Here is a 25,908-nt window from a genome sequence, read left to right on the forward strand (position 1 = left end):
CCCGCTCCCACGCAGCCCTGTGGAGCCTGCGACGAGGCTTACCCGATCTGCGTACGCAGCAAAGCCATGGCCCGGTCAACCTGCTGTTCGTCGTTGAGCAGGCTCGGTGCGAAGCGGATCACCGGTCCTGCGTCGCGATCCACGGCATCGACCATGACCTTGTTGGCGTTCAGGTAGGCGGCGACGGCATCGGGATCGCGATCCTTGATGCGGAAGAAGGTGAAGCCTGCGGAGAACTCGCGGCTGGCCGGAGTTACCAGCTCCACGGCGCGGTGTTCGGCGAGCCGCGCTTTGAGGTAGTCGTTGAGCTGGTGGATACGCGCCTGGACATCGGCCTTGCCCAGCTCCAGGTGCAGCTTGAAGGCCTCGCCCAGCGCCCAGCGGTGCTCAAAGGCGTGGTACCCGCCCGGGGTCATGATGGTGCCAAAGTCCTCGTTGCGCGAAAAGGTGGCGAAGGTCGGTGTCAGGTGCTGCATCTTCTCGGACGCCGCGCAGATGATCCCGGTCCCGCGTGGGCCGAACATCCACTTGTGGGTGCCGGCGATGAAGTAGTCGCAGTTGAAGTCGGCGAAGCGGGCGTTTTCCACGCCGAAGCCATGCACGCCATCGACCACGTAGACAATGCGCTCGGCCTCGTCGCGGTTGCGGTTGTGCTGGCGCACCAGCTCGCCGATAGCGCCCACCGGCAGCTTGACGCCGCTGCCCGAATGCACCCAGGTCATGCCCAGCACCCGGGTTTCAGGGCGAATGCTGCGGTCGATCACGCTCAGCACCCGGTCGGTGGACACGTCGCCCGGTTTGTCGAACAGGCGCAGCTTGCGCACCTGGGTGCCATGCTGGCGCTGACGGAAGGCCAGGCAGTTGTGGGTCGAGTAGTGCTCGTGCTCGGTGGTCAGGATCTCCTGGTGCGACGCCACGTGCAGGCCGCCATAGATCATGCCCAGGCCCTCGGTGGTGCTGCCGGTAAGGGCGACCTGTCGGGGACGCACGTCCAGATAGCGGCCTGCCCACTCGCGGACCTCATCCTCGCGCTGCCATTCGTACTGGCTCTCCCAGTCCATGCACACCGCAGGGTTGTGGTCGAGGGTGGCGCGGTGGCGGTTGATCGCATCCTGTACCGGCCGCGGGTGGGCGGTGATCAGGAAGTTGGCGAAGTGCGCGACATCCGGCGCCAGGGGGAACAGTTGGCGCAACTGACGCCATTTGTCCGGGCCCTGCAATGACGCCGGGGTGGCGGTGGCGGCCAGGGCGCTTGGCAGCAACGGCAGGCTGGCCGCCAGGGCGGCGGCCTGCTTGAGGAAGGCGCGCCGATCAGTCATGGCGGGTTTCCTGGGCGGTATTGGCGAGCTGGGCCACGGGGTTGGCGGCTTTCTGCACCTGCCCCCAGACGCGCAGGAAGTTGCCTGCCCAGAGCTTGGCAATATCGGTTTCGGAATAGCCACGGGTCAGCAGTTCGGCGGTCACGTTGCGGATCTCGCCGACGTTCATGAAGCCAGTAACGCCGCCGCCATCGTTGAAGTCGGAGCTGATACCGACGTGGTCGATGCCCATCTTCTTCACGGCGTAGTCGATGGCGTCGACATACTCCTTGAGGCCGGCGCGAGGCTCCTCGTCGACGATGGCGTACAGGCTGCTGGCGTATTCGCCGAAGCGCGCCTCCGGCCAGATGGCGATGATCGGGTCGCCCGGCATCAGTGCGTTGGTCAGGCCTTGCAATGGCTGCAGGTCGAAGCGTGCGCGCAGGGCTTCGAGTTTTTCCAGGGTCGGCTTGCTCAGGGGCTTGAGGTAAGTGGTGAAGGCCACCACCTGAAGCACGCCGCCGCTGTCCTTGATCAGTTGCATTTCTTTGTCGGACAGGTTGCGCGGAATGTCCACCAGCGCCCGTGGTGCCGAATGCGAGGCCACGAACGGCGCGCGGCTCAGGCGGGCGACATCTTCCAGGGCCAGGGTGGACATCTGCGACACATCGATGATCACGCCCAGGTCGTTGAGCCGCTTGACCGCCTGCTCGCCCAGTGGCGAGAGGCCGCCGAAGGCGTCGGGGGTGTCGTTGAAGAATGGCAGTGGCCGTGAGGAATCGGCCCAGGCGTTGTTGCCGGTGTAGCTGAAGCCGAACATGCGCATGCCGCGCTTGGTCCACAGGTCGAGCTGTGACAGGTCGCTGCCCAGTGGGTAGGCGTTGAGCATGCTGATGAAGATGGCGAATTTGCCTTCGCCGTTCAGGCGTCGGAAGTCGTCCGGTGTGTAAGCGATGCCGACCTGGTTGGGGAAGTCGCGCACAATGCCGCTGATGATCTTGTAGCGCACTTCCTGCTGGTTGCGGGCCTCGTCGATGAAGCCAGGGGTGGGGCGGTGTGGCGCGTTCGGGCCGTTCCACAGCTCCGGCCAGCCGAAGACGGTCAGCGCCGCGCCGGACAGCCGGCCCTTGGCCGCCTTGGCCAGGTCGAACTGGCCACGGCCGTCCTTGTCTGCTTCGTAACCGGTGCTACCGTAGCCCAACGGCACGGTGACATGGCTGTCGAAGGAGAGCATGTGCTCATGCAGGTCGTTGGCCTGCTGCACGATTGCACGGGGGTAGCCGCCGTCCTGTTTCCAGAAGTAATAGCCGGCGGCTCCACCCAGGGCGGCCACCAGGGCCAGGGGCAGGCCGATGTACAAGGCTTTGCGGGAGCGGGTCTTGGTCATTGCCATCTCGTTGCAGGGCTGATCGGTTCCGGCCTGGCGGCGCGGTGGGCGCTAGGGCAGGGCTCGGGTATCAGGTGGACGAATGGCGGGCGGGTAAATTTATCGGTGGGCGAGCATCAAGTTTGCGCGCGTGGCGCCGATACTCCAGTCATTGAAAGGACCCACCGTGGAGGATTAAAGGAATGGTAGGTATCAACAACGTCAGCAGCGGCATCGCCACGCAACTGGTCAAAGGGCAGGCCAAAGAAGACGAGAAGTCGCCGGCTACTGTCGCGGTAGACCTCAAAGGCACCGGCGAATCAGGCAAGCCTGCCGGCGCAAAGAAGGCCGAGGATGACGAGGGTAGCGGCGAGCCGTCGTACATTCAGCAAATGCGCGAGATGATCAGGCAATTGCAGAAGCAGATGGCCGAAGAGCAGCGTCAGCTGGCGAAGATCGCCGCGCAGGAAATGGACGACACCACGAAAGCGACGATGATTCTCGCCAAGCAGTCGAGCATTGCCACCTTGAGCGGGCAAATACAGGCAGCGACCGCGAAGTTGCTTGATGCACTGACCAAGACCGGCGGCAACAGTGCCGGTGGCATGGTATCCACCCAGGCCTGAAAACCCCCGGTTTCATCCCACAACGCCCCGCTTGCGCGGGGCGTTGTCGTTTCAGTCCTGCGCCAGGCGCGCACGCTGTCTTTCGCTCTTGTATTGCATGGCCACCGCCGGCGCTGGCTTGGCACTGCCGGTTTCCAGCCACTGGCGCATGCGGCTGGCGTCGGCGAAGTGGGTGTACTTGCCGAAGGCGTCGAGGATCACCATGGCCACCGGCCGGTTGTCCATCTTCGTCAGCAGCACCAGGCAGTGCCCCGCCTCGTTGGTGAAGCCGGTCTTGGTCAGCTTGATGTCCCAGTTGCTCTTGTTCACCAGGTGATCGGTGTTACGGAAACCCAGGGTGTAATTGGGCTTGCGGAACGCCACGGTCTTTTCGCGGGTGACCGACAGCTCGCTGAGCATCGGGTACTTGCGCGAGGCCATCAACAGCTTGGCCAGGTCCTGGGCGGTGGAGACGTTCAAGGTCGACAGGCCGGTCGGCTCGACGTAGCGGGTGTGGCTCATGCCCAGGCTGCGGGCCTTGGCGTTCATCGCCTTGATAAACGCGCCGTAGCCACCGGGGTAGTGGTTGGCCAGTGAGTTGGCCGCACGGTTTTCCGACGACATCAGGGTGATCAGCAACGTCTCGCGACGGTTCAGCTCGCTGCCCAGCCGTACCCGGGAATACACGCCTTTCATCTCCGGGTTGTTGGCGATGGTCATGGTGAGCATCTCGTCCATGGGCAGCTTGGCGTCGAGCACGACCATCGCGGTCATCAACTTGGTGACCGAGGCGATGGGGCGCACGCGATCGGCGTGGCTGGAATACAGCTCCTTGTTGGTGTTGAGGTCGATCAACAGGGCGCTGCCGGACGCCAGGTGCAGTTTGCTCGGGTCACGCTGGACCTGGGCCGGGGGTTGTGCAGCAGCGGTCGACGGTAGGGTCGCGGTTCCTGTGAGCAACAGCAGCAGGCTGAGGATGGACAGGGAAGTTTTCACGTTGAGGCTCACTAAATGTTGGTATGTCGTTGGCTGTGCAAGGGTTTCCCCCAAAAAACCGTTGCATTCTGGAGTATGGCCGAACGGCTGTCGAATGCCTTATATCCAAAGGGCGTAACGTGAACGAAATTTAATCCGGTACCAATTCTGCACCAATGACTGCCGATTCCCCCTTGGCAAGCTCGGACAAGTCACTCGCTGAATTCATTGAAGTGGGGAAGACGCTGGCGGGCAGCGCCGATTTGAGCTATTGCTTCGATCTTGATCAACCACTCAAGGCGCGTGAGATGAAGCGATTACTGCTGTTGGCTTTGCTGGTAGCGTCAGGCGCGGCTCAGGCTGGTATTCCACTGCTGAACGCAACATGCCCTGGGAAAATTGAAGTCCACGCGGACGAGGGCGGCCCGATCTACATCAATGGCAAAGAGGGCAAACTGAAGAAGTTCAACGAGAACTACTTCGAAGCCAAAGCCAGCGGAGTGACCATTTCGCTATCGATCAACCCGGACGGCTCCCCGAGCGTCTCATACACCGGAAGGAACCGGGCCAACGGCATTTGCCAGGTGAAGGCGCAGGGCTCTTAGGCTCTGTATGAAAAGCCTTGATACTCGGTGATGCTGCGTTGAAAACAGCCTGGTGCGCCAGCCCGGTCGGAATGCTCATTTACAACCCGTAAAGTCGGCGCGACTCCGACCGTTCCTCGGCTGTTTTCGCCTTGCCTGACCTTCGTCTCAAGGCTTTTCATACAGAGCCTAGATCGAAGTTACGATCGCAAGAGCCAGCTGCTCATCAGACATATAAGGTTGGCTGTAGGCTGAATGGTAGTACCGGACAGCTTGCTCAAATTGAGCTCCCCGTATCTCGCCACCTGAACCGATAAACGCCAGTGCGTCGGCTTTTGCCGATTTCATATTGGTATTCCAGACCGTCAGCGCCGTGGTCCCCCCAACAATTATAAAGGGGAGTAGTGTCGTACCATACGTCGCACTTTCGAATGGATCACTCGTTTCGTGCGCCATTGTAGGAGCGCAAGCACAGGCCAATAAAATCATGCCTAGAGTTCTCAAGAGGTCCATCCCCAACTTGCTTCCTGCTGCCCGGTAGAAGGGCGCTACCATAGCAGGGAAACAGGTTTCTGGCGTTACGCTCTGTACGTAAAGCCTTGATGTAACGTCAAGCAAATTTAACCCGGCGCGCTTGGCGCCGCCCCTCCATGGTCAACCGGACGACCTGCCATGACACTCGGTATCGATTTCACCGACCAGGCGACCAGCCTGCATCACGATGCAATTCTAAAACCCTTGCGCGCATTCAACGATGGCGTGATCGGCTCGCCCGGCGCGGCCACTGTCGCCTGGACGCTACGCGATCCTGCCAACGATGAAATCGTCGGTGGCCTTTATGCCAGGCTCGGCGGGGGTTGGATGTTCGTCGAACTGCTGGTGGTGCCCGAGCGGATGCGCGGGCAGGGCTGTGGGCGTGAACTGATGGCCAGGGCCGAGGCTCTGGCAAGGGAGAAGGGCTGTGGCGGGATCTGGCTCGACACCTTCAGCTTCCAGGCGCCGGACTTTTACCGCAAGCTGGGGTTCGAAGTCTTTGGCGAGATTGCCGATTTCCCGCCTGGACATACCCGCTATTTTCTGCACAAGCGCCTGGCCTGGCTCGCGGGGACTTAACCAACCCGCAACCAGATCGCCGAGGCGTCGTCGCTCATCTTGAAGCGCGGATAGCGCAGGCAGGCCGCATCGTCGTGCTCGATGCCGCGCAACGTGCGCGCCAGGTCATCGAGGCCATGAGCCAGCAGGCGCTCGATGAAACCGGCCGGGTCGTAGGCCCGGTAGGTGTCGAACAGCGCCGCGAAACCGTCGCTCATCAACAGGATATCGTCGCCTCGGGCCACTGGAGCGCGACTGTAGAGCGTCCCTTCCCGGGACAACTGGGCATCGATGCCTAGCACGGCCCGGGGGCGTTCACGGGCTACCCGTCGGTCAGCCAGCACAGCTGGGGTGCGCACGCCATGGGCGCCGGTGCCGGGGCCAAGTGCCGTAGCCTCGGCACGCTCGGCCTCGCGGTCGGGCTCCGGGGTGAGGAAGTGAATTCCGCGCGCGCTGCGGTGCAGCACCACGCAGTCGGCCAGGTGCGCGCAGACCAGCTCTTCGCCTTCCAGCGCCACGGCGGCAAAGGCGGCACGTGGCAACTCCCAGGTGGCCACGGGCTCACGCTGGCGGTCTTGCAGATAGGCCTGGGCGATCGAGTCGAAGACTGACGCGCAGACCTGCCGCAGCGGCCCCGACGCCATGGCGAAGGCACGCTGGGCCGTGGCCGAGAGCCAGGCCGCGCCGCCGCGCTCACCCAGCAGGCCTGGGGCGCCGAGGTCGGTGGCGCCGTCGATCACCCAGGCATGACGGTCGGCACTGCCGAGGCGGTCGTCATTGGGCACATCGGTCTTGCCGGCCAGGCTCAGGGACTGGATCAGGTCGAAATGCATGGAGAACTCCGGATCGATGGGGTGCGACAACCTTGAACGCTGGGCCACCGAGCGTCAAATATCAGGGCGTGGGTGGGCGGTCCCAGCAGTCGCTGTCCAGGGCGCAGACGCCGTACTGCCGGTCCATCTGCGCCATGCGCTGCAGGTGGGCGTCGATGATGTCGCGGTTTACTTCGCTGTCGATGATGTAGCGGCTGTAACGATCGATCAGGCGGAGCTTCCAGTCCTCGCGAGTGGCTGCGTCCAATGTGTTGGGCGCGTTGGCCAGGCGTTGCAGAGTGAGGTCGTCGACGCGCTTGAGCTGATCGGTGAAGGTGGCGATGTAAAGGGCACGCTGCGCTTCCTTGTGGCGCAGGGTGTCGGCATCGAAAGCATCGAGGTTACGTTGCCATTGCGTCCAGTAGGCGTCCGGCAGCTGAAGGTCGCGCTTCTGGCGCAGCTTGGCGACGACCTGCGCATTGCTCTGGCGCGGTGCTGGTTGGCGGTTCTGGCTGGCCAGCGGATCCCGGGCGAGCGCCTGGGCGATCCAGGCATTGCGCGCCTCGCTGTCCGGCAGAACCGGGCCCAGTGGCGGGGCGTTGTCGGTGGTGGCGCGAGGCAGGCCATTGCAGCCTGTGAGTGACAGGAACAGCGACAGGATCAGCAGGGCCGGGAGGTTGTAACGCAACTTGAATCTTCCTTGAGTAACCGCACAATCAGGGCGGATGCACGAGAGGTATCGGCGCTTGCGCGGCTGACTTGAGCGCTCAACCGAGGTGCTTGGCCATTTCCGTGGTAGGCGCCCAGCCCATGCCGGCGTAGACCGGGCGGCCCACCTCGGTGGCATGCAGGACGGCAAAGCCCAGGCCGCGCCGGGTGAACTCTGCCTCGGCCAGACGCATCAGTTTCGACGCCAGCCCCCGGCGGCGATGGGAAGGTTCCACGTAGACATTGAGCACATAGCCGCGCTGGTCGTGACAGGGATGCGCCGGGTGCGGCGGCCAGTCGATCGACATCAGGCCGATGGCCGCCACCGGCTGCTCGTCATCCAGCAGCACGAACCCGTAGTAACGACCATCGGCCAGGCGTGGTTGCAGCCAGGGCCGGAAGTGTTCGGTCATGGTTTGCAGGTTTAGAGGGTCGCCACCGGCCTCCAGGAACATGGCCTCGCGTTGGGCGCAGACCATGGCCTGGTCGCCCGGCAGCAAGCGGCGCAGGACCAGCCCGGGAAAATCGCTGGTGGTGGGCAGTTCGTTCATGGCAGCTCCCTTGGTTACAGCCTTCGATCCTAGGCGTGGCGGACAATTGCCGTTAGACACAGATGGCGAGCAAACCCGGCATACAGCACCCTTGTTGCTGTCTGCGTTTATTTCAAAGTGTTCGCCACGAAGGCTTCTGCGCCTATGAAATCGAGCGCCGCCCGCGCGGCGCTCGATTTCATAGGCGCTGTAAGGGTTGCGGCGGGCACCTGGAGGCCTGCTCTTCACCGAGCAGGACCTGTGGCGGCAAGCGCCAGGTTGCGCCGGCACCTTCTACCTGGTGATCGAGGACGTCGAGGGTTACTACGCCAAAGTCCGTGAGCAGGCGGACATCGCCTGGCCATTGCAGGACACGGCCTATGGCTCGCGTGAATTCGGTGTGCGCGATTGCAACGGCTACTACCTGGCGTTCAGCCAGCGCCACGCTGACGCCGTGCAAGCCGCACGGGTCGCCTCCTGAGCCAGGGGAGCTGACTGGTCAGCCGTTGATCGCGCTTGCCCAGGGCAGGTGGATCCGGGGACTAGACTCGTGGGCAGTGAGACCCGCCCGGGAGAGCGCCCATGACCGCCAAGAACACCGTTTGCCTGTGGTACGACAACGACGCCGAGGACGCGGCGAACTTCTACGCCAGCACCTTTCCCGACAGCCGCGTGACCGCGGTGCACAAGGCGCCCGCCGACTACCCTTCGGGCAAGGCGGGCGACGTGATCACCGTCGAGTTCACCGTGATGGGCGTGCCCTGCATCGGCCTGAACGGCGGCAAGGCGTTCAGCCACAGCGAGGCGTTCTCGTTCCAGGTGGCGACCGACAGCCAGGAAGAGACCGACCGCTACTGGAACGCCATCGTCGGCAATGGTGGCAGTGAAAGTGTCTGTGGCTGGTGCAAGGACAAATGGGGCCTGTCCTGGCAGATCAGTCCACGGATACTCACCGAGGCCGTTGCCAGCGCCGATCGCGGCGTGGCGAAGCGGGCGTTCGAGGCGATGCTGCAGATGGGCAGGATCGATATCGCCGCCATCGAGAAAGCCATCAAGGGCTGAACCGAGGGGCGCCTCAGTGCACGCGCTTGCGTTCGCTGACGCATGCCCTCGCTTGCTCGGCCAGCGTATCCAACCGTGCGTCGCGCAGCCGTTCGGCCTCGACCATCGTCGCCTCGCCCTGCTGCTTGAGCAGGTAGGCATGGATCTGCCGCACCTCGACGGTCTGGTAGATCGGCGCGATGTCCAGTCGCCCGATCAGTGCGTCGCTGGCCTTGCCGGTACTGCTCATCAATACCTGCGGCCCGGCGCTGGCGACTACCTGCAGGCCCATGTTCTCGAACCACGGCACTTGCTGGGCAAAGGCGCTCAGCTCGACACAGGGATAGCGGCCACGCACGGCATCCAGCAGGCCACGGGCGATGCCTTGGCGGCGGTGGCTGGCGTCCACGGCGAGGTAGGCGAGGGCGCAGGCTTGCGGGTTGTCCTGGGCCGGCAGTACCAGGGCAAAGCCGAGCAACCGGTCCGGCGCGTCGGCATCCAGGGCGAGGGTCAGTTCGACCCGCAGGCCGCGGTTGCCGTCCAGGGCCATCAGGTACTGGTGCACCTCCAGGCCGACACCATATTGGTACAGCGGGTACAGCGGGTTGTCCGGGCTGATGGCGACGCTGCTGAGCTGACCGACATGGTCGATCACCAGTTGGCGGATCTGGTTCTGGAAGGATTCGGGCGGCACGCCGTCAAGGCGGCGGAGGATGAACATCGCGGGTGGAACTCCGGCAAGGTGTGAAACACCCGCCCCGGACGAGGCGGGTGTCCATTCTACCCGCAGATGCTAGCGCAGCCCAGCCAGCATCAGGTCGAGGTTCTGCACGGCGGCGCCCGACGCGCCCTTGCCCAGGTTGTCGAACACCGCGGTCAGCAGCACCTGGCCGTGCTCGGGGTTGGCGTACAGGGCCAGGCGCAGGTCATTGCTGTCGTTCAGCGCCTGCGGATCGAGCGCCGCGGCCGCGCCATGCTGGTGCAGGGACATGACCTGCACGTGCCGGGCACCCTGGTAGTGTTGTTCCAGGCAGGCTTGCAACTGCTCGGCGCTGACGCCGGGCAGCAGGCGCAACTGCAGGGGGATGCTCAGCACGATGCCCTGGCGGTAGTCGCCGTAGCCAGGGACGAACACCGGCCTTGCGCTGAGCCCGGCGTGTCGCTGGATCTCCGGCACATGCTTGTGGGCCAGTTCCAGGCCGTACAGCTGCAGCGTCGGCAGGTAATCATCGCTGCGCCGTTCATGGCGCTCGACGGCGGCACGGCCACCGCCGGAGTAGCCGGATATGGCATGGATGCTCAGCGGGTAGTCGGCGGGCAGCAGGCCGGCCTGGACCAGCGGATGCAGCAGGGCGATGGCGCCGGTGGGGTAGCAGCCGGGGTTGCTGACCCGGGTGGCCGTGGCGATGCGCTCGGACTGCTCGGCGTTCAGCTCCGGCAGGCCGTAGACCCAGCCTGGAGCTGTACGGTGCGCCGAGCTTGCGTCGATCACCCGCACCGCCGGGTTGCGCAGGGTGGCCACGGCCTCGCGGGCGGCTTCGTCGGGCAGGCAGAGCAGGGCGATGTCGGCGCTGTTGATAGCCTCGCTGCGACGGGCCGGGTCCTTGCGCTCGGCCTCGGGCAGGGTTAGCAGGCGCAAGTCATCGCGGCCTTGCAGGCGGGCATGGATCTGCAGGCCGGTGGTGCCTTGGTCGCCATCGATGAAGACGAGGGGTTGGTGCATGTCGATTATCCGGTGACGAGGGTGATGGCTAATCCTCGCCGCTCACTGGACGAAAGAAAATTTGAATATCATGATGGCCACGTTCAGTAATCCTGAATTGATAGCCGCTCCTGCGAGATCCCATGCGAGAAATCAGCCTCGACCGCCTGCGCACCCTGGTGGTGATCGCCGACTGCGCGTCCTTCGCGCAGGCTGCCCGCCAGCTCAACCTGGCGCCCCCGACCATCAGCCTGCATGTGGCCGAACTGGAGGCGCGCATCGGTGCCCCATTGCTCACCCGCACGCGCGGCCAGGTTCGCCCCACGACCGTCGGCGCGACGCTGCTGGCCCGCGCCCGGCGCCTGCTGGCCGATGCCGACCAGGCGCTGGACGAGGTGCGCCGCCAGGTCGAGGGCCTGACCGGCCGGGTGCGCCTCGGCGCCTCGACCGGCGCCATCGCCCACCTGTTGCCCCAGGCCCTGGAAACCCTGCGGGTGGACCACCCCGGGATCGACGTGCAGGTCCAGGTGCTGACCTCGCAGGCCTCCCTGGCGCGTCTGCGCGAAGGCACCCTGGACATCGGCCTGGTGGCGCTGCCGCAGGTGGCGGGCAAGGGCTTGAGGATCACGCCGTGGCGGCGCGATCCGATCATGGCCTACGTGCCCGCCGACTGGCAGCCGCCGGCGCGGGTCACCCCGGCTTGGCTGGCCGGTAGGGCGCTGATTCTCAACGACAGCACCACCCAGCTGTCGCGGGTCACCTCGGAGTGGTTCGCCACGGCGGGGCTGTACCCCGAGCCGCGAATCGAGCTGAACTACAACGATGCGATCAAGAGCCTGGTGGCCGCCGGGTACGGCGCCACCTTGCTGCCGCAGGAAGGTGAGGTGCGTCAGCCGCAGGCGCGCATTGCCCAACGGCCGCTGCGGCCAGGTTTGTGGCGCCAGCTGGGCATCGCCTGCCGCGAAGGTGAGGTGGAGCGGGCGACCGGGCATGTACTGGAGGCACTTGGGCGGTTGCGCCAGTGACATTTTCAAGGGTCCTGCGGATCGTGCCCCAACGATTGCAGAAACAATGAGAACAGCTCCGGTTGCGACGAGATGTCCAGCTTGGCGTAGAGGTGCCGGCGGTGCACCTTGATGGTCTCCGGTGAAATGGCCAGCCGCTCGGCCATGGCTTTCGATGAATAACCGCGCAGGATAAGCCGGGCGATCTCCAGCTCGCGCTCCGACAGCACCTTGGCACCGAACAGGCTCATGGCGTCGCGCACCTGGTGGGCCATGCCCGCCGCTGGCGCCGGGCGCAGGCTGTGCTGCTGCCAGTGCTGGGTCATCAGCGCGACCACCCACGGACATACCAGCGCCAGCAGGCCGTGGCTGGCGCTGTCGAACCGTTCGCGCCGGCCCAGCGACAGGGACAGGGCGCCGCTGTCGCCGAGCTGGACGATGAACTGCACCTCGTCCTCCAGGACATGGTCGTGGAAGTACTTGAGGTAGTACTCGCTCTGGCGGAACTGGTCCGGCGCCACTTCTTCCAGGCGATGCAGGCCATCGCCGATGCGCTCCTGGCAGGCCTGGTAGAACGGGTCGAGCTGATACAGGCCACTCAGGTACAGGGCCATGGCCTCGGGGTTGCCTTCACCCCGCGCGTCGAAAATTTCCAGTGCCCGGGGCAGCCCGGTACGGGGGTAGAACATCGCCAGGGCATTGTCGAATGCCAGCCATTGCTGCAGCAGCAGGATCAACTGGCGCCAGAAGCGCGGCTGGCCGATCTGCTCGACGGTGCGGGCAAGGCCCGCGTGGGCGCTGGCTTCGGTGAACAGGTGGTGCATGGGCCCCCGTGGCTTACGCCAGTTGCAGGTCAGGTATATCGCAGATTTCCCGATCGCAATGGGTGCGTGGGAGCGGGCTTGCCCCGCGATGGCGTCGGATCAGGCAACCCTGAGTCATCGCGGGGCAAGCCCGCTCCCACAAGTTTCGACCTGCGATTGCGCAGTCTCGGGAGGTTTCCCGCTCCCCGTCAAGGGGCGTACCCCCTAAGGGTAATTGGCCAAAGGCTTGTCCAGGCCTACAGTCCGGCTCAGGTCCAGCGGCCGCGCGACCGGTTTTCCCCTCACAACCAATAACAATCAGAGGAAAAACGCCATGAGCTCCAGCGAAGAGCCCGCAAGCGCGCTCAAGCAGCGCCTGGGTGTGTTCGACGTGGTCGCCATCACTGTTTCCGCGGTGACCCCGGCCAGTTCCGTGTTCGTCATTGCCCCGTTCGCCATCCAACAGGCCGGCAGTGGTGCGTTTCTGTCCTTCATCATGGCGGGTGCGCTGGCGTTGATGTTCGCCTGGTGCTACGCCGAACTGGGGCGCGCGCACAGCTCTGCCGGCGGCGAGTATGTGTACGCCAAGCGCGTGTTCGGCGGGCTGGCGGGCTATGCCACCTTTCTCACCGTGCTGGCCTCGATGCTGTTCATTCCGCCAGTGCTTGCAGGTGGCGCCGCCACCTACCTGAACAATGCCCTGGGCACGCGTTTCGACACCCAGACCGTGGCGCTGGTGATCGTCGTCTCCAGCTATGCGCTGGGTATTCTCAACATCCGCCTGAATGCCTGGATCACCGGGGTGTTCCTGTTCTGCGAGGTCGCCGCGCTGCTGGTGATCGTGATTCTGGGGTTCGGCAATGCCAGCCAACCGGCGGCGAGCCTGTTGCAGCCGCAGATGCTCGAGCAAGGGGTGCTGACGGCGGCACCCTGGGCACTGGTGCTGGGCGCGGTGGGCATGGCGCTGTTCGCCTTCAATGGCTATGGTGGCGCTGTGCTGCTGGCCGAAGACATGAAGGACCGTGGCCGCACTGTGCACCGGGCGGTGCTGTGGTCACTGGCGGTGGTGGTGGCGATCGAGGTGATCCCGCTGGCCGCGCTGCTGGTCGGCGCGCCGTCGCTGCAGGCGATGCTGGCCAGCGGCGATCCGATCGGCTACCTGCTGACCGCCCATGGCAACGAGACCCTGGCGCGGCTGGTCAGCGCGGGGATCTTCCTCTCGGTGTTCAACGCCATCGTGGCCATTGTCATCCAGGTCGGCCGGGTGGTGTACAGCAGCGGGCGCGACGCGATCTGGACGCCCACGCTCAACCGTGCCTTCACCCTGATCCATCCGCGCTGGGAGTCGCCGTGGCTGGCCACGCTGTTCCTCGCCGTGCCGTCGGCCTTGCTGAGCCTGTCCGGCAGCCTGGAGGAACTGACCTCGTTCACCGTGCTGCTGTTGCTGCTGATCTACCTGGTGGTGGCCGCATGCGCCCTGTGCAGTCGGGTACTGCGCCGCGACCGAGAGCATCCGTACCGTATGCCGCTGTGGCCGTTGCCGGCGCTGCTGGCGGTCAGCGGCGCCGGCTGGCTGCTGGTGACCCTGCTGCGCGAGGCGTCCCTGCGCGACCTGTTGATCATCCTCGGGCTGCTGGCCGTGTCGGTCACGCTGTACAGCACCCACGGCCGGCTCAGCCCGACCTTCCAGAAATTGTGAGCATCCAAGGAGTACACATGCGTGCGCGTCAACTGGGCATCACCCTCGGCCACGGCACCCCGGGCCCGTTCAATGCCATCACCGACGTACCAGGGGTGCGGGTCGGCCACAGCACCCTGATCGACGAACAACGCCCGGCGCCGATCCGCACCGGGGTGACGCTGATCGAGCCCCGCGCAGGCGCGGCCCGTCAGCAACCCTGTTTCGCCGGCTGCCACGTGCTCAACGGCAACGGCGACGCCACGGGCCTGGAGTGGATCCGCGAGGCCGGTTTGCTGACCACGCCGATCGCCATCACCAATACCCACAGCGTCGGCGTGGTGCGCGATGCGCTGATCGCCGCCGAACGCGAACGTCTGCCGGATGCCTCAGTGTACTGGTGCATGCCGGTGGTGATGGAAACCTACGATGGCCTGCTCAATGACATCTGGGGCCAGCACGTGACCCCGGCGCAGGTACGCCAGGCACAGGAAGCGGCCATCTCGGGGCCGGTGCAGGAAGGGCCGGTGGGCGGTGGCACGGGGATGATCTGCCACGAGTTCAAGGGCGGCATCGGCACCGCCTCGCGGCGCCTGGAGGACGGGCAGGGCGCCTGGACCGTAGGCGCCCTGGTCCAGGCCAACCATGGCCAGCGGCGCGAGTTGCGGGTGGATGGCTACCCGGTGGGGCGTCAGCTGGGGCATTTGCCGTCGCCTTTCGCCGAACCTGTGACCGGCACCCCGGGGATGGGCTCGATCGTGGTGGTGATTGCCACCGACGCGCCGCTGCTGCCACATCAGTGCCAGCGTCTGGCCCAGCGCGCGTCGATCGGCATCGCCCGTACTGGTGGCGGCACCGAGGACTCCAGCGGCGATATCTTCCTGGCGTTCTCCACCGGTAACCAAAATCTGCCGCCGGCGGACTATGCACGCAAGGGGCTGGAACAATGCACCGAGTTGCGCATGCTCAACAACGACCATATTTCGGCGTTGTTCATGGCGGCGGCGGAAGCGGTGGAGGAGGCGATCGTCAATGCCTTGCTGGCGGGACGCACGATGCAGGGCAAGGGAGGCGTGGTGGTGCCGGCGCTGGACGGGGATACCTTGCTGACGGCATTGCATGAAGCCGGTTGGAAACCTCGCGACTAGCGTGGTGGCCATCGCGGGGCAAGCCCGCTCCCACAAAGTGGACTGGCTTTGGGGGAGCGGGCTTGCCCCGCGATACGGTCAACTCTAGCGGGCGTCTGCCAACGCAGCGCTACCACCTCGCGAAACGCGCAAGGCCACCAGGCTACCGACCACGATCAACCCGGCCAGCGCATACAGCGCCGCATCGGTCGAGCCGGTCTGGTCCTTGATGAAGCCCACCAGGTAGGGGCTGAGGAAGCCGGCCATCTGTCCCACCGAGTTGATGATCGCCAGGCCCGCCACGGCGGTGCCGGCGGTGAGCAGCGCGGTCGGCATCGGCCAGAACATCGGCAGGCCGGTCAGCGCGCCCATGGTGGCGATGGACAGGCCGAGGATGGCGATGGTCGGGTGGGCGGCGAAGTTCACCGCGATCAACAGACCCAGCGCCCCCATCAGCATCGGTACCACGAGGTGCCAGCGGCGTTCGTTGCGCAGGTCCGCCGAGCGGCCGACGACAATCATGAACACACCGGCCAGCAGGTATGGGATGGCGCTGAGCCAGCCGATCAGCAGGGGGCTGTCGAAGCCCATGTTCTTGATGATCGACGGTAGCCAGAAGTTGATGGCATAGACACCGCTCTGGATGCAGAAGTAGACGAAACCGAAGGTCCAGATCAGCGGGTTGCCCAGCACCGACATCACGCTGTCGCCGCGGGTGGCCGGCTTGCCGGCGGCGTCGGCTTTCAGGTCCGCCTCGATCAGCTGGCGTTCGGCCGGGCTCAGCCAGCGGGCGCTCTGGTAGCCGTCGCTGAGCAGCACGATGGCCAGCGCGCCCAGCACGACGGTGGGCAAGCCCTGGATCAGGAACATCCACTGCCAGCCGGCCAGGCCGTGCTGGCCCGCGGCGAAGTGGTCGAGGATCCAGCCGGAGAACGGACCGCCCAGCAGCCCGGACACCGGGATCGCCGACATGAACAGGGCCATGATGCGGCCGCGCCGGTCCGCCGGGAACCAGCGCGAGAGGTACAGCACCACGCCCGGGAAGAAGCCCGCCTCGGCGGCGCCGGTCAACAGGCGCAGGGTGTAGAACTCGGTGGGGGTGGTGACGAACAGCAGGCAGGTGGACAGGCTGCCCCAGGCGATCATCATCAGCGCGATCCAGCGCCGCGGCCCGAAGCGGTTGAGCGCCAGGTTGCTGGGCAGGCCGCAGAGCACGTAGCCGATGAAGAAGATGCCGGCGCCGAGGCCGTACACGGTTTCGCTGAATTTCAGTGCGTCGAGCATCTGCAGCTTGGCGAAGCCGACGTTGACGCGGTCGAGGTAGTTGAACAGGTAGCAGATGAAAATGAACGGGATCAGCCGCAGGGTGATGCGCCGGTAGAGCGCGTTGCGGGTGATCTCGTTGCCTTGGTCAGGGGCGGGGCTGTGTGCCATGATCGGGTTCTCTGTTGTTATGGTTGTCACCGCGTCGCCTGTGCCGGCGCTCGCCTGGAAAAGTCTCGGGCAGTGTAGCGCGGCTGTCTTTGTGCTTTTGCACAGCTTCAGGCATGGGCTGCTGTGCCCCCGACCAAAGCCCAGGCCCCGCACGAAAGGTATCTGCACTCGCCCATACTGCGTTGAAACGGGGCTCGGAATGCTCATGTACTCCAGTACACTGCGCTTCCTCCCCCCCGTTTCGCCTTGTCTGGCCTTCGCGCAGACACATTTCGTACAGAGCCTGAGGATTCTTAAATGTTCGAGCTGGACCACGACCTGGCCCAGGACATCGTCGACCGGGCGATGGCCATCCTGCCGTGCAACGTCAACGTGATGGACAGCCAGGGGCTGATCCTGGGCAGTGGCGAGGCCGAGCGCATCAACACCCGCCACGAAGGCGCGCAGCTGGTGCTGGCCAATGGGCGCATCGTCGAGCTGGACGTGGAGGCGGCCAAGTGCCTCAAGGGCGTGCAGCCTGGCGTCAACCTGCCATTGATGCTCGATGGCCGGCTGATCGGCGTGCTCGGCCTCACCGGCGATCCTCAGCAACTTCGCACCTACGGCGAGCTGGTGCGCATGACCGCCGAGATGCTCCTGGCCCAGCGTCACCTACAGGTGGAGCAACAGTGGCGTCGCCAGCGCTGCGACGACCTGCTGGCGCTGTTGCTGGGCGGCAGCGGCGACTCGCCGCGGCTGGTCGATGAAGCCCGGCAACTGGGGCTCAAACCGAACCTGCCACGCATTGCCTGCCTGTTCGAGTTGCGTGGCGGCCCGCCTGCCGAGGCGCTCTCGGCCTGGCTGATGAGCCGCTACCCGGACAGCTGGTGTGTCAGCCCTGCGCGCCAGTCGCTGCTGTGGTGCCGGCCGGCCGGTGTGCCGCTGGACGAGCCGCGTCTGCTCGAACGCTTGCAGCGCCACGGCTGGGACGTCGAGCGCCTGGCCCTGGGCAGCCCGGCGCAGAGCCTGGAGCAACTGCGCCGCAGTTACCGGCGGGTGCGCGACTTGTTGGCCTACGGTCGTGAGGTGCTGCCCGACGAGCGCCTGCTGAGCCTGGCCCGCTATCGCCTGCCAGCGCTGCTGTGGCGGCATCGCAACGACGATGCGCTGGACGAGCTGCTCGAACCCTTGCAGCGCATTCGCGCCAAGGATGCCAGCGGGCAATTGCTGCTCACCTTGCGCGCCTGGTGCGCCCATGAGGGGCAGAGCCAGGCCTGCGCCGAGGCGCTGGGTATCCACCGCAACAGTTTGCGCTACCGGCTGGAGCGCATTGCCGAGGTGGGGGAGGTGGATCCGTTGCGCATGGAGGGGATGCTGAGCTTGTACCTGGGGTTGCAGCTGTTGCCGGCGGACTGACGGCTGGCAAAGGCATTCGCCCAAACAACCGCCCCTGGGTTTTGTGCATCCGACCGAGGCCAGTGCACCGCGCACCTGTCAGCATGCGCGGAACAGGACAGGAGAATCCCCATGAAAATCGTCATCGCCCCCGATTCGTTCAAGGACAGCCTCGACGCCGCCGGTGTCGCCCGCGCCATCGCCAGCGGGCTGGCCGAAGTGTGGCCGGCTTGCGAGCGCATCGAATGCCCGATGGCCGATGGCGGTGAAGGCACCATGGAGGCGATCGTCGCCGCCAGTCAGGGCGAGCTGCTCCGCCAGGTGGTGCGCGGCCCGCTGGGCGAGCCTGTCGAGGCCGCCTGGGGCTGGCTGGCCGAGAGCCGCACGGCGGTGATCGAGATGGCCCAGGCCAGTGGCATCCAGCTGGTGCCCAACGGACAGCGCGACGCTTGCCGCAGCAGCACCTGGGGCACCGGCGAGCTGATCGCCGCGGCGCTGGCGGCTGGCGCCTCGCGGATTGTCCTGGCCATCGGCGGCAGCGCCACCAATGACGGCGGCAGCGGCATGCTGCGTGCGTTGGGCCTGCGCCTGCTGGATGCCCGGGGCGAGCCGTTGGCCGAGGGTGGCCTTGCCCTGGCGCAGCTGGCGCGCATCGACGCCAGCGGCCTGGACCCACGTTTGGCGCGGGTGCAGGTGGATGTTGCCGCCGATGTCGACAATCCGCTGTGCGGCGCCAATGGCGCCTCGGCGATCTTCGGCCCGCAGAAGGGTGCCAACCCCGAGCAGGTGCAGGCCCTGGACCAGGCCCTGGCGCGGTTCGCCGATCATTGCGCGGACGTGCTCGGCAAGGATGTGCGTGATGAGCCAGGCAGTGGCGCGGCCGGAGGCATGGGCTTTGCGGCCAAGGCATTCATGGGCGCGCAGTTCCGCCCAGGGGTCGAGGTGGTCGCCGAGCTGGCCGGGCTCGATGCCCTGGTGCAGGGCGCGGATCTGGTGATTACCGGCGAAGGGCGTTTCGATGCCCAGACCCTGCGCGGCAAGACGCCCCTCGGGGTGGCGCGGGTGGCCAAGCGCCACGGCGTGCCGGTGGTGGTGCTGGCGGGCACGCTCGGTGCGGGCTACGAGCAACTGTATGGGCAGGGCATCGATGCGGCCTTCGCCCTGGCCAGCGGGCCGATGAGCCTGGAGCAGGCTTGTGCCGAGGCGGGGGCGTTGCTCAAGGCGCGGGCCGCGGATGTGGCGCGGTTGTGGCAGGTGGCGCGCCAGCACTGACGACGTCACAAGACAACCAGGCTCCATGAGGGTGATCCGGTCCCTGTAGGCGCAGCTGTCTTGGGTTGCTTGCAAGGGCCTCATCGCTGGCAAGCCAGCTCCCACAGGGACGGTGCTTGCCCGCCAAGCAGGTGCCACCCATCTCGATGCGCCGCCTCAGGCGGCGCTCCTTGCCTGTCCTCACGCAGCAAAGCGCTGACGCTTTCAGCCCCTCCCGATAAATATTTATTTAGCCTCCTAATCAAAGCTTTGACATTCACTGCCTAAGCAGTAATATTTTCACACAATTGCCCGAGCAGACCGCCGATGTCCCATTTCACCCCGGAAAACTTCCAGACCTGCGCCATCGGCATGCTGCTCGGCCGCGCCGCGCTGCTCAAGGACCGCATCCTCGACTGGCACCTCGAAGCCGACGGCGTCACGGCCGCCCAGTTCAAGGTGCTGATCATCGTCACCCAGTACCAGGTCGATACCCCGGCCGAACTGTGCCGCTACCTCGGTTTGGACAGCGGTTCGATGACCCGCATGCTCGACCGCCTCGAGCAGAAGGGCTTGATCCTGCGCAACCGCTGCCCCGACGACCGCCGCCAGGTGCGCCTGGCCCTCACCGCCGACGGTCAGCGCCTGGCCGACCGCCTGCCCCAGGTCGGCGCGGCGGCAATGAACGAACTGGTCGGCGTGCTGCAGCCCGAGGAGCTCAAGACCCTTGAGCAACTGCTCGCCAAAGTCCTGCTCAGCGCCGGCGACCCCCTGACGATCCGCCGTTTCGGCGACCGTTGATCCCAGTCACGCATTTTCCAAGGTATTGTCATGGCCACTCCCGCTGACACCTCCACCCCGGCACCCGCGCCTGACAACTCGGGCAAGCGCAAGGCCTGGCTGCTCGCCCTGTTGCTGATCCTGATCCTCGCCGGGGCCGGCACCTGGGCCTGGTACAGCCTGGTCGGGCGCTGGCACGAAAGCACCGACGATGCCTACGTCAATGGCAACGTCGTGGAAATCACCCCGCTGGTGACCGGCACCGTCACCAGCATCGGCGCCGACGATGGCGACCTGGTGCATGCCGGCCAGGTATTGCTGCGCTTCGACCCGGCCGACAGCGAGGTTGCCCTGCAGGCTGCCGAGGCCAAGCTGGCGCGTACCGTGCGCCAGGTGCGCGGGCTGTACAGCAATGTCGACTCGCTCAAGGCGCAGTTGCAGACCCGCCAGGCCGAGCTGCAGAAGGCCCAGCAGGACTACAACCGGCGCAAGGTGCTGGCCGACAGCGGTGCCATCGCCGCCGAGGAAGTCGCCCACTCCCGTGATGACCTGACCGTGGCCCAGGCCGCCGTCAACAGTGCCCGCCAGCAACTCAACACCAGCACCGCGCTGGTCGACGACACGGTGGTCTCGTCGCACCCGGAAGTGATGGCCGCCGCCGCCGACCTGCGCCAGGCCTACCTGGACCATGCCCGCACCACGCTGGTGGCGCCGGTCACCGGCTATGTCGCCAAGCGCACCGTACAACTGGGCCAGCGCCTGCAGCCGGGCACCGCGACCATGGCGGTGATCCCGCTGGACGAGGTGTGGGTCGACGCCAACTTCAAGGAAACCCAACTGCGCGACATGCGCATCGGCCAGCCGGTGGAAATCACCGCCGACCTGTACGGCAGCGAAGTGACCTACTCCGGCACCGTCGACAGCCTCGGCGCCGGTACCGGCAGCGCCTTTGCACTGTTGCCGGCGCAAAATGCCACCGGTAACTGGATCAAGATCGTCCAGCGGGTACCGGTACGCATCCATCTGGACCCTGAACAGCTGAAGACCCATCCGCTGCGCATCGGCCTGTCCACCGTCGCCGAAGTCGACCTGCACGACCAGAGTGGCCCGGCACTGGCCCAGCAACCGCCGCAGCAGGCCAGCTACACCACCGAGGTGTACGACCGCCAGCTGGTCGAGGCCGATGACCTGATCGCCCGGCTGATCCACGAAAACAGCGCCACCGGCAAGACGGCCCAGCGATGAGCCAGGCGGCCCCCGCGCAGTTCACCCCGCCGAGCCTGCTGTTGACCACGATCGGGCTGTCCCTGGCGACGTTCATGCAGGTGCTCGACACTACCATCGCCAACGTGGCGTTGCCGACCATTTCCGGCAACCTCGGGGTGAGCTCGGAGCAGGGCACCTGGGTGATCACCTCGTTCGCGGTGAGCAACGCCATCGCGCTGCCGCTGACCGGCTGGCTGAGCCGGCGTTTCGGCGAAGTGAAGCTGTTCATCTGGGCCACGCTGCTGTTCGTGCTGGCGTCGTTCCTGTGCGGTATCGCCCAGTCGATGCCCGAGCTGGTGTTCTTCCGGGTGCTGCAGGGGGTGGTGGCCGGCCCGCTGTACCCGATGACCCAGACTCTGCTGATTGCCGTGTATCCGCCGGCGAAACGGGGGATGGCCCTGGCGTTGCTAGCGATGGTCACGGTGGTCGCGCCGATTGCCGGGCCGATCCTTGGCGGCTGGATCACCGACAGCTATAGCTGGCCGTGGATCTTCTTCATCAACGTGCCGATCGGCCTGTTCGCCGCCGCCGTGGTGCGCCAGCAGATGCGCACGCGCCCGGTGGTCACCAGCCGCCAGCCGATGGACTACATCGGCCTGCTGACCCTGATCGTCGGTGTCGGCGCCTTGCAGGTGGTGCTGGACAAGGGCAACGACCTGGACTGGTTCGAGTCGTCGTTCATCGTCATCGGCACGCTGATCTCGGTGGTGTTCCTGGCGGTGTTCGTCATCTGGGAGCTGACCGACCGCCACCCGGTGGTCAACCTGCGCCTGTTCGTGCACCGCAACTTCCGTATTGGCACCCTGGTGCTGGTGGGCGGCTACGCGGGGTTCTTCGGCATCAATTTGATCCTGCCGCAATGGCTGCAGACCCAGATGGGCTACACCGCCACCTGGGCGGGCCTGGCGGTGGCGCCGATTGGCCTGTTGCCGGTGCTGATGTCTCCGTTCGTGGGCAAGTACGCGCACCGTTTCGACCTGCGCCTGCTGGCCGGCATCGCCTTCCTGGCGATCGGCGCCAGCTGCTACATGCGCGCCGGCTTCACCAACGAGGTGGACTTCCTGCACATCGCCCTGGTGCAGCTGTTCATGGGCATCGGCGTGGCGTTGTTCTTCATGCCGACCCTGAGCATCCTGCTGTCGGACCTGCCACCGCACCAGATCGCCGACGGTTCGGGGCTGGCGACGTTCCTGCGCACCCTGGGCGGCAGCTTCGCCGCGTCGCTGACCACCTGGATCTGGATACGCCGGGCCGACCAGCATCATGCCTACCTCAGCGAGCACATCAGCACCTTCGAGCCGGCCACCCGCCAGACCCTGGAACAACTGGGCGGTGCCAGCCCGCAGAACTACGCGAAGCTGGAGCAGATCCTCAACAGCCAGGCGTACATGATGTCGACGGTGGACTACTTCACCTTGCTGACCTGGGTATTCGCCGGGTTGATCCTGCTGGTGTGGCTGGCCAAGCCACCGTTCACGGCCAAGGCCGCGCCGGCGTCGGCGGGGCATTGAGAGCAACCTGCGGGGGCGGCCCGACAAGCCCCCTTTTGCGGTGGGGCCGCAGGTTTTCAAATGATGGCATTTCCCCTAATCTTGTAGGTCTTTTCCGGACTACTTGGCAGGCTCATGGACAAGGTCATCGTCATCACCGGCGCCAGCCGGGGCATCGGCGCCGCTACCGCGTTGCTGGCGGCGCAACAGGGTTACCGCATCTGCATCAACTACCACGCCGATGACCAGGCCGCCGAGGCGATGCTGGCGCAGGTCCGCGCGCTGGGCGCGGACGCCATCGCGGTGCGCGCCGACGCCAGCGTCGAGGATGAAGTGGTACGGCTGTTCCACTTCGTCGACCAGGAGCTCGGGCCGGTCACCGCGCTGGTCAACAACGCCGGGACCATCGGCCAGCAGAGCCGGGTCGAGGAAATGTCGGAGTTTCGCCTGCTCAAGGTGATGAAGACCAATGTGGTCGGGCCGATGCTGTGCGCCAAGCATGCCTTGCTGCGCATGGCCCGACGGCATGGCGGGCAGGGCGGGGCGATCGTCAATGTGTCGTCGGTGGCCGCGCGCCTGGGCTCGCCCAACGAATATGTCGACTACGCCGCGTCCAAGGGCGCGCTGGATACCTTCACTCTCGGCCTGGCCAAGGAGGTGGCGGGCGAGGGGGTACGGGTCAACGGCGTGCGCCCGGGGTACATTCACACCGGCTTCCATGCCCTGAGTGGCGATCCGGACCGGGTCGGCAAGCTCGAGCCCGGCCTGCCGATGGGGCGTGGCGGCAAGCCTGAGGAAGTGGCCGAGGCAATCATGTGGCTGCTGTCGGACAAGGCCTCCTATTCGACCGGCAGTTTCATTGACCTGGGCGGCGGGCGCTGACCGGGGTCATCCGGCGCTCAACAAATGGGCCACCGCGTCGGTAATGGCCGTCAGTTCGAACGGTTTGCGCAGTACCTGCGTACGTGGGGGCAGTTGCCCATCGGCGAGCGCCGCGCTTTCGTCATAACCGGTGATGAACAGCACCGGCAACGTCGGATGCAAGGCACGGCTCGCCTCAGCGACCTGGCGACCATTGAGGCTGCCAGGCAAGCCGATATCGCTGATCAACAATTGTGGAACCAGCCCCCCTTCGAGCATAGTCAGCGCCGCGGCACCGTCGCCTGCGCCATGCACTTCATGCCCGAGTTCCTCCAGCAGCTCACCGATCACCAGGCGCAGGGCAGCCTGGTCCTCGACCAGCAGGATGCGTGCCTGCCCGAGGTGCGCAAGCGGTGTGGCCTGCGGCAGCGCCTGCGGTGGCGCAGGCGCCTCATGGTGGTGTGGCAGGTAGAGTTCGACCCGCGTACCTTCGCCCACGGTCGAGCGGATCCGCAACTGGCCGCCGGACTGGCGTACGAAGCCGAAAGCCATCGATAGCCCCAGCCCGGTCCCTTGGCCGAGCGGCTTGGTGGTGAAGAACGGGTCGATTGCCCGTTCGATCACCTCCGGCGTCATGCCGCGACCATTGTCCTCGACATTGAGTTGCAGGTAGTCGCCTGCCGGGAGGTCGAGCGCTGCGGCGCTCGTTTCGTCCAGATGCCGGTTCTCGCAGCTGATCTCGATTCGTCCTCCATTGGGCAAGGCGTCGCGGGCATTGATGCACAGATTGAGCAGGGCGCTTTCCAGTTGCGGGGGATCGATGAAGGTCGGCCAGAGCTGCGGTGCGCAAGCGACACTGAGATCAATGGCCGGTCCCACGCTACGGCGGATCAGATCCTCCATGTCGAGGACCAGCGCGCCAACTGCGGTAGCCCGTGGCAACAAGGTCTGGCGTCGCGAGAACGCCAGCAGGCGATGCACCAGTGCCGCAGCCCGTCGTGCCGAATCGCTGGCGGTATCGAGCAAGGCAGGGATCTCTTCGTGGCGTGCCTGGCCCAGGCGTTGGCGCATCAGCTCCTGGGCGCCGAGTATGCCACCGAGCAAGTTGTTGAAGTCATGGGCGATCCCGCCGGTAAGCTGGCCGACGGCTTCCATCTTCTGCGCCTGACGCAAGGCCTCCTCGGCCTCGAGCAGGCGCTTCTGCTCGTTGGCCTGACGGCTGATGTCGTAGACGAACAGGTAGGCGCCGACAACACCGCCGTCGGCGTTGCGCAGGGGGTTGAAGCGCAGTTCGAAATGTCGCCGGTAGTTGCCGCGCCCATATTCGATCACTTCGATGAAGCTTTCGCCCGCCAGCGCCCGGTGCCAGAGCGCCACCGAGCGCTGGTACTCATCGGGGAAACCGTCCAGGCAATCGGCCAGGCGATCACCTGCCTTCAGCGTGCGCCCGAAAAGAAACTGGAAATCCTTGACCGCACGGGTATTCACAGCAAGAAAACGTAGCGAGGTGTCCACCACCTGGACGCGCGCCACGCTGTGCTCGACCAGTTCGGCGAACAGGCTGCGTTCGGCCAGGGCGTCAGCCACGCGTTGTTCGAGATGGTCGTTGAGCTGTTGCAGTGCGGTTTCCGCCCGACGTCGCTCGGTAACGTCCTGGAACAGCACCGCCACCTGATTGCGCTCGGCGGGCTCGATACGGAAGGTGGTTACCGCCAGGATCCTGCCGGTGGCCACCAGTTCCTGTTCGAACTGCAATGGTTGGCCAGTGCGCAATACCTGGCCGTAGCGGGCCACCCAGTCGTCGGCCTCGTCGGGCACCATCTCCCGCAGCTTCTGTCCGACTACATTGGGTATGCCGGCATGGCGGGCGTAGGCGGCGTTGGCGACGACATGGATGTAGTCGCTGAGCGGCCCATGGGGACCGTCGAAGAACTCGATGACGCAGAAGCCCTCGTCCATGGTGTCGAACAAGAAGCGATAAAGGCTGTTGTCGATGTCCTTGCGTTGGGCGAGCTGGCTTTCGAGTTCGGCATTGCGCTGGCGCAATGCCTGGATTTCACGTTCGGGCATGCAGGTGTCCGGAGTCCGGCGTTGGGCGTGAACCAACTGTATCCTGCATGCCCATCG

General features: G+C 65.6%; 26 protein-coding genes. 14 read left to right on the forward strand and 12 right to left on the reverse strand.

Going from position 1 to position 25,908, the window contains the following annotated elements; all coding sequences use genetic code 11:
• Positions 1–38 precede the first annotated feature (38 nt).
• Together LOY42_RS10845 and pvdM are read right to left on the reverse strand one after the other, a co-directional pair.
• Entirely contained in the window at positions 39–1,319 is a 1,281-nt protein-coding gene (locus tag LOY42_RS10845) for an aminotransferase class V-fold PLP-dependent enzyme (protein WP_258600579.1), read from the reverse strand.
• Positions 1,312–2,685: a pyoverdine-tailoring dipeptidase-like protein PvdM gene (pvdM, locus tag LOY42_RS10850; protein WP_046855255.1), complete on the reverse strand. Its 1,374-nt coding sequence runs from the start codon at positions 2,683–2,685 to the stop codon at positions 1,312–1,314. Before pvdM ends, LOY42_RS10845 begins: the two co-directional genes overlap by 8 nt.
• 182 nt (positions 2,686–2,867) lie before the next feature.
• Here pvdM and LOY42_RS10855 point away from each other — a divergent pair, with 182 nt between their 5' ends.
• Complete coding sequence (locus tag LOY42_RS10855; RefSeq protein ID WP_258600588.1) at positions 2,868–3,290, forward strand: hypothetical protein; 423 nt, start codon at positions 2,868–2,870, stop codon at positions 3,288–3,290.
• 51 nt (positions 3,291–3,341) lie between these two features.
• Here the strand turns inward: LOY42_RS10855 and pbpG are convergent, their stop codons facing one another.
• Complete coding sequence (gene pbpG / locus LOY42_RS10860) at positions 3,342–4,265, reverse strand: D-alanyl-D-alanine endopeptidase (RefSeq protein WP_046857753.1); 924 nt, start codon at positions 4,263–4,265, stop codon at positions 3,342–3,344.
• Between the two features lie 287 nt (positions 4,266–4,552).
• Here pbpG and LOY42_RS10865 point away from each other — a divergent pair, with 287 nt between their 5' ends.
• Positions 4,553–4,849 (forward strand): hypothetical protein, encoded by a 297-nt coding sequence (locus tag LOY42_RS10865; protein ID WP_198754278.1) that lies wholly within the window; start codon positions 4,553–4,555, stop codon positions 4,847–4,849.
• 168 nt (positions 4,850–5,017) lie between these two features.
• On the opposite strand, the gene LOY42_RS26450 is transcribed toward LOY42_RS10865, so the two are convergent.
• The gene (locus tag LOY42_RS26450; protein WP_305955888.1) at positions 5,018–5,383 is read right to left on the reverse strand and encodes a DUF2388 domain-containing protein; all 366 of its coding nucleotides are present in this window, start codon (positions 5,381–5,383) and stop codon (positions 5,018–5,020) included.
• Positions 5,384–5,500: 117 nt separating this feature from the next.
• Between LOY42_RS26450 and LOY42_RS10875 the strand changes: the two genes are divergently transcribed.
• Positions 5,501–5,941 carry an N-acetyltransferase gene (locus tag LOY42_RS10875; protein ID WP_110699658.1) on the forward strand — a complete coding sequence of 147 codons (441 nt, stop codon included), beginning with the start codon at positions 5,501–5,503 and terminating at the stop codon, positions 5,939–5,941.
• Here LOY42_RS10875 and LOY42_RS10880 read toward each other — a convergent pair.
• The 3 genes from LOY42_RS10880 to LOY42_RS10890 form a co-directional block, all read right to left on the reverse strand.
• Complete coding sequence (locus LOY42_RS10880) at positions 5,938–6,753, reverse strand: protein phosphatase 2C domain-containing protein (protein ID WP_102682391.1); 816 nt, start codon at positions 6,751–6,753, stop codon at positions 5,938–5,940. The two genes, LOY42_RS10875 and LOY42_RS10880, sit on opposite strands and share 4 nt — an antisense overlap.
• Before the next feature lie 61 nt (positions 6,754–6,814).
• Positions 6,815–7,420, reverse strand: a complete 606-nt coding sequence (locus LOY42_RS10885; protein ID WP_258600592.1) for a hypothetical protein — start codon at positions 7,418–7,420, stop codon at positions 6,815–6,817.
• Positions 7,421–7,499: 79 nt separating this feature from the next.
• A complete protein-coding gene (locus LOY42_RS10890; protein WP_139670444.1) occupies positions 7,500–7,991 on the reverse strand; it encodes a GNAT family N-acetyltransferase in 492 nt (163 codons plus the stop codon).
• Positions 7,992–8,187: 196 nt separating this feature from the next.
• Here LOY42_RS10890 and LOY42_RS10895 point away from each other — a divergent pair, with 196 nt between their 5' ends.
• Together LOY42_RS10895 and LOY42_RS10900 are read left to right on the forward strand one after the other, a co-directional pair.
• Positions 8,188–8,451, forward strand: a complete 264-nt coding sequence (locus LOY42_RS10895; protein ID WP_258600594.1) for a glyoxalase/bleomycin resistance/extradiol dioxygenase family protein — start codon at positions 8,188–8,190, stop codon at positions 8,449–8,451.
• Positions 8,452–8,552: 101 nt separating this feature from the next.
• Entirely contained in the window at positions 8,553–9,032 is a 480-nt protein-coding gene (locus LOY42_RS10900) for a VOC family protein (protein ID WP_139670445.1), read from the forward strand.
• 13 nt (positions 9,033–9,045) lie between these two features.
• Here the strand turns inward: LOY42_RS10900 and LOY42_RS10905 are convergent, their stop codons facing one another.
• Entirely contained in the window at positions 9,046–9,732 is a 687-nt protein-coding gene (locus LOY42_RS10905; RefSeq protein WP_102682395.1) for a GNAT family N-acetyltransferase, read from the reverse strand.
• A 72-nt stretch (positions 9,733–9,804) separates the two neighbouring features.
• Positions 9,805–10,734 carry an N-acetyl-gamma-glutamyl-phosphate reductase gene (gene argC / locus LOY42_RS10910; RefSeq protein WP_139670449.1) on the reverse strand — a complete coding sequence of 310 codons (930 nt, stop codon included), beginning with the start codon at positions 10,732–10,734 and terminating at the stop codon, positions 9,805–9,807.
• Positions 10,735–10,856: 122 nt separating this feature from the next.
• Here argC and LOY42_RS10915 point away from each other — a divergent pair, with 122 nt between their 5' ends.
• Positions 10,857–11,738: a LysR family transcriptional regulator gene (locus LOY42_RS10915; protein ID WP_102682397.1), complete on the forward strand. Its 882-nt coding sequence runs from the start codon at positions 10,857–10,859 to the stop codon at positions 11,736–11,738.
• A gap of 5 nt (positions 11,739–11,743) precedes the next feature.
• Here the strand turns inward: LOY42_RS10915 and LOY42_RS10920 are convergent, their stop codons facing one another.
• Positions 11,744–12,541: a helix-turn-helix transcriptional regulator gene (locus LOY42_RS10920; RefSeq protein ID WP_139670451.1), complete on the reverse strand. Its 798-nt coding sequence runs from the start codon at positions 12,539–12,541 to the stop codon at positions 11,744–11,746.
• A 313-nt stretch (positions 12,542–12,854) separates the two neighbouring features.
• Here LOY42_RS10920 and LOY42_RS10925 point away from each other — a divergent pair, with 313 nt between their 5' ends.
• Complete coding sequence (locus LOY42_RS10925) at positions 12,855–14,219, forward strand: APC family permease (RefSeq protein WP_139670453.1); 1,365 nt, start codon at positions 12,855–12,857, stop codon at positions 14,217–14,219.
• 17 nt (positions 14,220–14,236) lie between these two features.
• Positions 14,237–15,346, forward strand: a complete 1,110-nt coding sequence (locus tag LOY42_RS10930; RefSeq protein WP_258600598.1) for a P1 family peptidase — start codon at positions 14,237–14,239, stop codon at positions 15,344–15,346.
• An 84-nt stretch (positions 15,347–15,430) separates the two neighbouring features.
• On the opposite strand, the gene LOY42_RS10935 is transcribed toward LOY42_RS10930, so the two are convergent.
• Positions 15,431–16,759 carry an MFS transporter gene (locus LOY42_RS10935; protein WP_258600600.1) on the reverse strand — a complete coding sequence of 443 codons (1,329 nt, stop codon included), beginning with the start codon at positions 16,757–16,759 and terminating at the stop codon, positions 15,431–15,433.
• 297 nt (positions 16,760–17,056) lie between these two features.
• Here LOY42_RS10935 and LOY42_RS10940 point away from each other — a divergent pair, with 297 nt between their 5' ends.
• The 6 genes from LOY42_RS10940 (at position 17,057) to LOY42_RS10965 (ending at position 23,802) form a co-directional block, all read left to right on the forward strand.
• Positions 17,057–18,154 (forward strand): sugar diacid recognition domain-containing protein, encoded by a 1,098-nt coding sequence (locus LOY42_RS10940; protein WP_139670461.1) that lies wholly within the window; start codon positions 17,057–17,059, stop codon positions 18,152–18,154.
• Between the two features lie 111 nt (positions 18,155–18,265).
• Positions 18,266–19,405: a glycerate kinase gene (locus LOY42_RS10945; RefSeq protein WP_139670463.1), complete on the forward strand. Its 1,140-nt coding sequence runs from the start codon at positions 18,266–18,268 to the stop codon at positions 19,403–19,405.
• A gap of 306 nt (positions 19,406–19,711) precedes the next feature.
• Positions 19,712–20,185, forward strand: a complete 474-nt coding sequence (locus LOY42_RS10950; protein ID WP_038706300.1) for a MarR family winged helix-turn-helix transcriptional regulator — start codon at positions 19,712–19,714, stop codon at positions 20,183–20,185.
• 30 nt (positions 20,186–20,215) lie between these two features.
• Positions 20,216–21,409, forward strand: coding sequence for an HlyD family efflux transporter periplasmic adaptor subunit (locus LOY42_RS10955; RefSeq protein ID WP_102682404.1), 1,194 nt, complete (start codon positions 20,216–20,218; stop codon positions 21,407–21,409).
• Entirely contained in the window at positions 21,406–22,941 is a 1,536-nt protein-coding gene (locus LOY42_RS10960; protein ID WP_102682405.1) for a DHA2 family efflux MFS transporter permease subunit, read from the forward strand. The genes LOY42_RS10955 and LOY42_RS10960 overlap by 4 nt, the downstream gene beginning before the upstream one ends.
• A 114-nt stretch (positions 22,942–23,055) precedes the next feature.
• Complete coding sequence (locus tag LOY42_RS10965; RefSeq protein WP_102682406.1) at positions 23,056–23,802, forward strand: SDR family oxidoreductase; 747 nt, start codon at positions 23,056–23,058, stop codon at positions 23,800–23,802.
• Between the two features lie 6 nt (positions 23,803–23,808).
• On the opposite strand, the gene LOY42_RS10970 is transcribed toward LOY42_RS10965, so the two are convergent.
• Entirely contained in the window at positions 23,809–25,851 is a 2,043-nt protein-coding gene (locus LOY42_RS10970; RefSeq protein ID WP_139670465.1) for a PAS domain-containing protein, read from the reverse strand.
• Positions 25,852–25,908: the final 57 nt, after the last annotated feature.

The sequence above is a fragment of the Pseudomonas sp. B21-023 genome (genome assembly GCF_024749165.1).
Classification (GTDB): domain Bacteria; phylum Pseudomonadota; class Gammaproteobacteria; order Pseudomonadales; family Pseudomonadaceae; genus Aquipseudomonas.

What these genes read in the sequence shown, in the direction of transcription:
- LOY42_RS10935 (WP_258600600.1), bottom strand. Translation starts at nt 16,759, where the DNA reads ATGGCACACAGCCCCGCCCCTGACCAAGGCAACGAGATCACCCGCAAC.
- LOY42_RS10865 (WP_198754278.1), top strand. Translation starts at nt 4,553, where the DNA reads ATGAAGCGATTACTGCTGTTGGCTTTGCTGGTAGCGTCAGGCGCGGCT.
- LOY42_RS10920 (WP_139670451.1), bottom strand. Translation starts at nt 12,541, where the DNA reads ATGCACCACCTGTTCACCGAAGCCAGCGCCCACGCGGGCCTTGCCCGC.
- LOY42_RS10925 (WP_139670453.1), top strand. Translation starts at nt 12,855, where the DNA reads ATGAGCTCCAGCGAAGAGCCCGCAAGCGCGCTCAAGCAGCGCCTGGGT.
- LOY42_RS10880 (WP_102682391.1), bottom strand. Translation starts at nt 6,753, where the DNA reads ATGCATTTCGACCTGATCCAGTCCCTGAGCCTGGCCGGCAAGACCGAT.
- LOY42_RS10960 (WP_102682405.1), top strand. Translation starts at nt 21,406, where the DNA reads ATGAGCCAGGCGGCCCCCGCGCAGTTCACCCCGCCGAGCCTGCTGTTG.
- LOY42_RS10940 (WP_139670461.1), top strand. Translation starts at nt 17,057, where the DNA reads ATGTTCGAGCTGGACCACGACCTGGCCCAGGACATCGTCGACCGGGCG.
- LOY42_RS10900 (WP_139670445.1), top strand. Translation starts at nt 8,553, where the DNA reads ATGACCGCCAAGAACACCGTTTGCCTGTGGTACGACAACGACGCCGAG.
- LOY42_RS10905 (WP_102682395.1), bottom strand. Translation starts at nt 9,732, where the DNA reads ATGTTCATCCTCCGCCGCCTTGACGGCGTGCCGCCCGAATCCTTCCAG.
- LOY42_RS10890 (WP_139670444.1), bottom strand. Translation starts at nt 7,991, where the DNA reads ATGAACGAACTGCCCACCACCAGCGATTTTCCCGGGCTGGTCCTGCGC.
- LOY42_RS10915 (WP_102682397.1), top strand. Translation starts at nt 10,857, where the DNA reads ATGCGAGAAATCAGCCTCGACCGCCTGCGCACCCTGGTGGTGATCGCC.
- LOY42_RS10970 (WP_139670465.1), bottom strand. Translation starts at nt 25,851, where the DNA reads ATGCCCGAACGTGAAATCCAGGCATTGCGCCAGCGCAATGCCGAACTC.
- LOY42_RS10930 (WP_258600598.1), top strand. Translation starts at nt 14,237, where the DNA reads ATGCGTGCGCGTCAACTGGGCATCACCCTCGGCCACGGCACCCCGGGC.
- LOY42_RS10955 (WP_102682404.1), top strand. Translation starts at nt 20,216, where the DNA reads ATGGCCACTCCCGCTGACACCTCCACCCCGGCACCCGCGCCTGACAAC.
- argC (WP_139670449.1), bottom strand. Translation starts at nt 10,734, where the DNA reads ATGCACCAACCCCTCGTCTTCATCGATGGCGACCAAGGCACCACCGGC.
- LOY42_RS10855 (WP_258600588.1), top strand. Translation starts at nt 2,868, where the DNA reads ATGGTAGGTATCAACAACGTCAGCAGCGGCATCGCCACGCAACTGGTC.
- LOY42_RS10950 (WP_038706300.1), top strand. Translation starts at nt 19,712, where the DNA reads ATGTCCCATTTCACCCCGGAAAACTTCCAGACCTGCGCCATCGGCATG.
- LOY42_RS10945 (WP_139670463.1), top strand. Translation starts at nt 18,266, where the DNA reads ATGAAAATCGTCATCGCCCCCGATTCGTTCAAGGACAGCCTCGACGCC.
- LOY42_RS10845 (WP_258600579.1), bottom strand. Translation starts at nt 1,319, where the DNA reads ATGACTGATCGGCGCGCCTTCCTCAAGCAGGCCGCCGCCCTGGCGGCC.
- LOY42_RS10965 (WP_102682406.1), top strand. Translation starts at nt 23,056, where the DNA reads ATGGACAAGGTCATCGTCATCACCGGCGCCAGCCGGGGCATCGGCGCC.
- LOY42_RS26450 (WP_305955888.1), bottom strand. Translation starts at nt 5,383, where the DNA reads ATGGTAGCGCCCTTCTACCGGGCAGCAGGAAGCAAGTTGGGGATGGAC.
- LOY42_RS10875 (WP_110699658.1), top strand. Translation starts at nt 5,501, where the DNA reads ATGACACTCGGTATCGATTTCACCGACCAGGCGACCAGCCTGCATCAC.
- pvdM (WP_046855255.1), bottom strand. Translation starts at nt 2,685, where the DNA reads ATGACCAAGACCCGCTCCCGCAAAGCCTTGTACATCGGCCTGCCCCTG.